Genomic DNA, 6,214 nt, shown 5'->3' with positions numbered 1-6,214 from the left:
TCCTCGACCTTCAGCGTCACCAGGCGCGGCGCGACGTCCACGCCGAGATCGGCGGGCGTCAGCGTGTCGATGGGCTTCTTCTTGGCCTTCATGATGTTGGGCAGCGAGGCGTAGCGCGGCTCGTTCAGCCGTAGGTCGGTGGTCACCACCGCCGGCAGCTTCAGCTCGACCGTCTCAAGCCCGCCGTCGATCTCGCGGGTCACCGTCATCGCGCCCTCGCCGATCTCCACCTTCGAGGCGAAGGTGCCCTGCGGCCAGCCCAGAAGCGCCGCCAGCATCTGGCCGGTCTGGTTCGAATCGTCGTCGATCGCCTGCTTGCCCAGGATCACCAGCTGCGGCTGCTCCTTCTCGGCCACCGCCTTCAGAAGCTTGGCCACCGCAAGAGGCTGAAGCTCCTCGTCGCTCTGAACCAGAACGCCGCGGTCCGCACCCATCGCCAGCGCCGTGCGGATCGTCTCCTGGCTCTGCGACACACCCAGGCTGACCACGACGATCTCGCTCGCCTTGCCCGCTTCCTTCAGACGGACCGCCTCTTCAACGGCAATCTCGTCAAAGGGATTCATGGAGAACTTGACGTTCGCCGTCTCCACTCCCGAATTGTCCGATTTCACGCGAATCTTGACGTTGTAGTCGACCACGCGCTTGACAGCGACAAGTACCTTCATAGGACCTCTGCGATCAACAGGGCGCAATCGCCCGTTTAAGAAAGCGGGCAGAATACTTTGTCCAAAGGCATAGGGGAACCCCATACCTTTCTAAGTATTGCACTGCACAATAAGCTTTGGGACTCGGGGTGTCAACCAACCCAGCCGAAAGTGCAAGCCCCGTGCCGCCAAAGCTATCTATTTCCGCCCGGTACCCACAAAACGTCCTCTTTCCCCTGGCCGTTCAGGTGGCGGGCCAGGACGAAAAGATGATCCGACAGGCGATTCATGTATGCGATCGCCAAGGGGTTGATCTCCTCGGCCTCGGCCAGTTCGGTCATCAGGCGTTCGGCGCGGCGGGCGATGGTCCGCGCCAGATGAAGATGCGCCGAAGCCGGGCTGCCGCCGGGCAGGATGAAGGAGGTCAGCGGCGACAAGTCCGCGTTCAGTGCATCGATCTCGGCCTCCAGCCGGTCGATCTGCTCCTGGACGATGCGCAGCGGCGGATATTTGGGATTTTCCTGCTCGGGCGTGCAGAGATCCGCCCCCAGGTCGAACAGGTCGTTCTGGATCCGCGCCAGCATGGCGTCGGCCTCGCCCGTGGCATGAAGGCGCGCCAGGCCGATGGCGGCATTGGCCTCGTCCACCGTGCCATAGGCCGCCACCCGGGCATCATGCTTGGCCACGCGCCGGCCATCGCCAAGAGATGTCTTGCCCTTGTCTCCGCCGCGCGTATAGATGCGGGTAAGCTGTACCATCAGCGCCTCCGTTTTATTTGAAGCTTGGGCTGCGCAACGCGCTACTCATATAGCGTGGACGTCTCGTGGTTGCGAGCCTGTCCCGACAAGGGCATTTTATGCACCCCTCCCTCTAGCAAGAGGGCTTCCTTCCACGACGGGGGGAGGCGCAGTACCGGAGCCTTGATGAATTTCTCGCCGATCCTGACCCGTTACATCAGCCGGAACTTCCTGGTTTCCTTTCTCACGCTTCTGCTGCTGGTAATGGGGCTGATCCTGCTGTTCGAGGTCATCGACCTGCTGCGGCGGGCCAGCGGCAGCGAGACGGCGACCTTCGGCGCCGTGCTGGCGATGAGCCTGCTGAAGGCGCCGCAGACGGTGCAGATGGTGCTGCCCTTTGCGGTGATGCTGGGCGCCATGGTGACCTTCTGGCGCCTGACCCGCAGCCATGAACTGGTCGTCGCGCGCTCGATCGGCGTTTCCGCCTGGCAGTTCCTGACGCCCGTGCTGCTGCTGTCGCTGGTGATCGGCGTGATCAACGTCGCCGCCATCAATCCGCTGGCCGCCACCTTCTATACCAAGTTCGACCAGTTGCAGAGCCAGTATCTCAGCCGCAACAATTCCCTGCAGGTCGGCCGGGGCGGGCTGTGGCTGCGCGAGGGCCAACCGGACGGCACCATGGCGGTGGTCCAAGCCCGGACCGTGCGGCAGGACGGGCTGACCCTGCAGCTCGACCGGGTCACCATCTACCGCCTGGATTCGCGGGACCGCTTCCTCAGCCGCATCGATGCCGAAAGCGGCAAGCTGGTGCCGGGGCATTTCGACCTGGAAGAGGCGGTGATCTATCATCCCGGCAACCTGCCCGAGCCGCATGACAGCCTGCGCCTGCCCACCAGCCTGACGCTTTCCCGCATCCAGGACAATTTCGCCAAGCCCGAGGCGCTGTCCTTCTGGGAATTGCCGGGTTTCATCGAGTTCTTCGAGAGCGCCGGCTTCTCGGCCCACAAGCACCGCATGTATTACTATTCGCTGCTGGCCTCTCCCTTCCTGCTCTGCTCGATGGTGCTGATCGCCGCCGTCTTCTCGCTCAAGCCGAACCAGCGCGGCGGCGGCGTGATGCGGCGCGTCATGGGCGGCGTGGCGGCGGGCTTCCTGATCTATTTCTTCTCGCGCCTGATCTATGTCTTCGGCCTGTCCGAGAGCCTGCCGCTCCTCCTGGCCGCCTGGAGTCCCGTCCTGGTGACCGGGATGATCGGCATGGCCATGCTGTTCCATCTGGAAGATGGTTAGCCCCCGAAGGGTTTGGGTTGACAGCGCAACGCTCTTTCAGGCATTGCAGAACTGTGGGGGCGAGAACCGCGAAAGCGTGATTTCTCCCTCATCCGCAGACCGAGGGAGGACGGTCAGGGTTTCCTGAGGGGGGAGTTGTGACACCTGACACGATGCGGATGATCGACCGCAACGCGGGCGTTCCGCTTTGCGCACTGTCGAGCCTGCTGTTTCGCCTGGTGCGTCCCTTGCGCAAGCCGGTGCGGCCGAAGAATGTGCTGCTGATCGAATTGTCCGAGATGGGCAGCGCCATTCTGGTCGATCCGGCCATGGAGAAGCTGAAGGAACAGGGCGCCAACCTCCATTTCCTGATCTTCCGCAAGAACAAGGCCAGTCTCGACCTCCTGCGCACCGTGCCGGAAGAGAACATCTTCACCATCGGCGAAGGCGGGATCGGCGAGCTTTTGGGCGATACGCTGCGCTTCCTGTCCTGGGCCCGCAAGCGGCAGATCGATTCGGTCATCGACCTGGAATTGTTCTCGCGCTTCACGGCCCTGCTCGCCGCCTATAGCGGCGCACGCAACATCGTCGGCTTCCATCGCTTCCACAGCGAAGGCGTCTATCGCGGCGAGATGCTGACCCACCGGGTCCTCTACAATCCGCATGTCCATATCACCCGGAACTTCCTGTCCCTGGTCCATGCCCTCTATGCGGAAGAGCCGGAAGTTCCCTTCGCCAAGATCCGCGTCGAGGACGACGCCATCACCCTGAAGAAGACGGTGGTGGCGCAAGAGGATGTCGAGGCCGTGGCCGCCAAGATCGCCGAGGCGGCCCCCGGTTCGGAAGGGCGGCCGATCGTGCTGATCAACGCCAATGCCAGCGACCTTTTGCCTCAGCGGCGCTGGGCGCGCGAAAGCTTCGCGCAACTGATCCGCATGATCCTCGCCCATGCCCCCGACGTGCAGGTGCTGCTGACCGGCGCGCCGCCCGAACGGGAAGGGCTGGAGGTTCTGGCCCGGCAGGTGGACGATCCGCGCTGCGTCAATTTCGCCGGTGCCATTCCCTTCCGCCAGCTCACCGCGCTCTATCACCAGAGCGTGCTGATGGTAACCAACGATTCCGGCCCGGCCCATTTCGCCTCGACCACCCGGATGCCGACGGTGGTGCTGTTCGGCCCCGAGACGCCCGCCCTCTACGGCGCCCTGGGCGAGACCTATCCGATTTTCGCCGGTCTCAATTGCTCGCCCTGCGTCTCGGCCTGGAACCACCGCAAGACGGCCTGTACCGACAACAAATGCCTTCAGGCGATCACCCCGGCCCAGGTCATGGAGGTGGTCGCCAGGCTGCTGGAGGACCCCGGCCACCGCGCCGCCGGCCTCAGGCAAGTGCAGCACACGGGATAACCGGCATGATGGCCCAGCCCGCCCTGACCCGAGCCTTTCAGGCCCTGACCCCGGCCCAGGCGGGACTGCTTCTAGCCATCATTTCCCTTTTGAATCTGCTTTACGCACTCAGCCTTCCGGTCCATCCCGACGAAGCGTATTACTGGGTGTGGAGCCGCAATCTCCAGCTCGGCTATTACGACCATCCGCCGCTGATCGCCTATCTCAACCGGCTCGCCGCTTCCATCTTCGGCGACAATGCCCTGGCCATCCGCATGGTCGCGGTGGCCTGCATGTCGGGGGCGGCCTTCTACATCTATCTCACCGCCCGCGCCGCCTTCGGCAATGCGGCGGGAAGCGTGGCGCTGCTGCTCTGCCTGGTGCTGCCGGCCGTCACCGTGGCCTATGCCATCACCACCCCCGATTCGCCGCTGGTGCTGTTCTGGGCCATGGCGCTCCATCACGGCCTGCGCGCCGCCGCCTTGGAAGGCCGGACGCGGGACTGGCTGCTGTGCGGCCTGGCCGCCGGGCTGGCCTTGCTGGCGAAATACACCGCCGTGCTGTTCATCGCCGGGCTGGCCCTGTTCATCCTGCTGCGCCGCCCCCGCCTGCTGCTGTCGTGGAAGCCCTGGGCGGGGCTGGCCCTGGCTCTTCTCGCCTTCTCGCCGGTCATCGCCTGGAACGCCGCCAACGGCTTCGAGAGCTTCCTGTTCCAATACCATCACGGCAGTTCCGACAGTTTCGCCGTGCGCTGGGGCCCCTTCTTCGAATTCCTGGGCGGCCAGTTCCTGATCGCCTCTCCGGTGATCTTCGTGCTGATGGTCTGGGCCGCCCTGCGCCCGCGCGCCGTCTGGCCGTCGGACAGCCGCCTTTACCTGGCGATCCTCTTCCTCTTCCCCCTGTGCTTCTTCCTGTGGAAGGGGCTGTTCGAGAAGATGCAGCTCAACTGGGCGGTACCGGCGATCATCGCCGCCCTGCCCCTGGTCGCCGATTTCATCCTCCAGCGCGGCCTGAAGCGCACCGCCCTAGCCGGTTTCGCCCTGGCCCTGCTGATTTCGCTGGTGCTGCGCTTCCCCATGGCGGTGGGCCTGACGGGCGAGCAGAACATCCACAACCGCCTGTTCGGCTTCTCCGAGATGGTGCGGGAAGTGGACCGGCTGCGACAGCCCGGGGACATGATCTTCGCCGACCATCTGCAGCGGGCCTCGATCCTCTGGCTGGAACTGGAGGGGCAGCCGCGCGTGCGCATCCCCACCCAAAGCCGGCGCAGCGAATATTCCCGCTGGGACGCGGGCAGCGACTGGTCCTCGATGGCGGGGCTCTATGTCTCGACCAATGACCGTCTGAACGAATTGCAGGCCTTGTTCGGCCATGCCGAGCTGATCCGCGACTTCACCGCCGAACGCCCCGGCTTCAAATCGCGGCATTTCCTCATCTACCGCGTGGGACGGAAGGAATAGTCATGAACAGGATTGATGATCTGCGTGCCAAGGTGCCCAAGGACAAGTTGAATCCGCTCTGGCTCCTGACGATCGTGATGCTCACGCTGGTGGCCTTCCCGGGCATCGATCTCGGCATCTCGGAGCTGTTCTATCACGAGGGGGAAGGGTTCTTCCTCCGCCATTCCCCCGTCCTGGAATTCATCCGCAAGGACGTGCCGCCGATGCTCATCGGCGGGCTGGTGCTGATCATCGTGCTGGCCGCGACCAGCCATTTCCTCAATCGGGTGATTTTCGGCATCACCCCCAGGGTGGCCCTTTTCCTGTCCTCCAGCCTGATCATCGGGCCGGGCCTGATCGTCAATTCCCTGTTCAAGAGCCATTGGGGGCGCGCCCGCCCCAGCCAGATCCTCGAATTCGGCGGGACGGCCGAGTTCACGCCGCCGCTGATGATGGCCAATCAATGCGCCACCAACTGTTCCTTCACCTCGGGCCATGCCGCCTTGGGCTTCTGGGTCTTCGCCTTCGCCCTGCTGGTGCCCCCTTCCTGGCGTCCTCACGCCATGACGGCCGCTTTCCTCTTCGGCTGCATGGTCGGCATGGTGCGTATCATGCAAGGGGGGCATTTCTTCAGCGACGTGGTCTTCTCGGCCATCATCGTCATCCCCCTCTGCCTCTGGCTGCACCGCGTGATCCTGGTGGAAAGGCGCAGCCTCCCCCGCCTGTTCCACGTGAAACCCTAA

6 protein-coding genes are annotated in these 6,214 nt (G+C 64.1%); 4 read left to right on the top strand and 2 right to left on the bottom strand.

The features are described 5' to 3' along the window. Both EPD66_RS21320 and EPD66_RS21315 read right to left on the bottom strand, forming a co-directional pair. On the bottom strand, positions 1 to 665 hold a 665-nt coding region (locus EPD66_RS21320; RefSeq protein WP_142850580.1), incomplete at its 3' end, for an electron transfer flavoprotein subunit beta/FixA family protein. Between the two features lie 173 nt (positions 666 to 838). Continuing rightward, a complete protein-coding gene (locus tag EPD66_RS21315; RefSeq protein ID WP_142850578.1) occupies positions 839 to 1,402 on the bottom strand; it encodes a cob(I)yrinic acid a,c-diamide adenosyltransferase in 564 nt (187 codons plus the stop codon). Positions 1,403 to 1,567: 165 nt separating this feature from the next. On the opposite strand from EPD66_RS21315, the gene lptG reads away from it, so the two are divergent. From lptG to EPD66_RS21295, 4 genes are all read left to right on the top strand, one after another. Next, positions 1,568 to 2,671 carry an LPS export ABC transporter permease LptG gene (lptG, locus tag EPD66_RS21310; RefSeq protein ID WP_142850576.1) on the top strand — a complete coding sequence of 368 codons (1,104 nt, stop codon included), beginning with the start codon at positions 1,568 to 1,570 and terminating at the stop codon, positions 2,669 to 2,671. Positions 2,672 to 2,808: 137 nt separating this feature from the next. After that, entirely contained in the window at positions 2,809 to 4,053 is a 1,245-nt protein-coding gene (locus tag EPD66_RS21305) for a glycosyltransferase family 9 protein (RefSeq protein WP_142850574.1), read from the top strand. A 5-nt stretch (positions 4,054 to 4,058) separates the two neighbouring features. Continuing rightward, positions 4,059 to 5,492, top strand: a complete 1,434-nt coding sequence (locus EPD66_RS21300; protein WP_185961554.1) for a glycosyltransferase family 39 protein — start codon at positions 4,059 to 4,061, stop codon at positions 5,490 to 5,492. A 2-nt stretch (positions 5,493 to 5,494) separates the two neighbouring features. Continuing rightward, positions 5,495 to 6,214, top strand: coding sequence for a phosphatase PAP2 family protein (locus tag EPD66_RS21295; protein ID WP_142850570.1), 720 nt, complete (start codon positions 5,495 to 5,497; stop codon positions 6,212 to 6,214).

This window comes from Telmatospirillum sp. J64-1 (assembly GCF_006980715.1).
Taxonomy (GTDB): Bacteria; Pseudomonadota; Alphaproteobacteria; order Rhodospirillales; family Magnetospirillaceae; genus Oleiliquidispirillum; species Oleiliquidispirillum nitrogeniifigens.
Note: the sequence above shows the minus strand (reverse complement) of the source record. Positions and strands in the feature narration are given on the sequence as shown.

Bases quoted from the DNA above. Each gene is read 5' to 3' on its own strand.
- EPD66_RS21315 (WP_142850578.1), bottom strand. From the start codon at position 1,402: ATGGTACAGCTTACCCGCATCTATACGCGCGGCGGAGACAAGGGCAAG.
- lptG (WP_142850576.1), top strand. From the start codon at position 1,568: ATGAATTTCTCGCCGATCCTGACCCGTTACATCAGCCGGAACTTCCTG.
- EPD66_RS21300 (WP_185961554.1), top strand. From the start codon at position 4,059: ATGATGGCCCAGCCCGCCCTGACCCGAGCCTTTCAGGCCCTGACCCCG.
- EPD66_RS21295 (WP_142850570.1), top strand. From the start codon at position 5,495: ATGAACAGGATTGATGATCTGCGTGCCAAGGTGCCCAAGGACAAGTTG.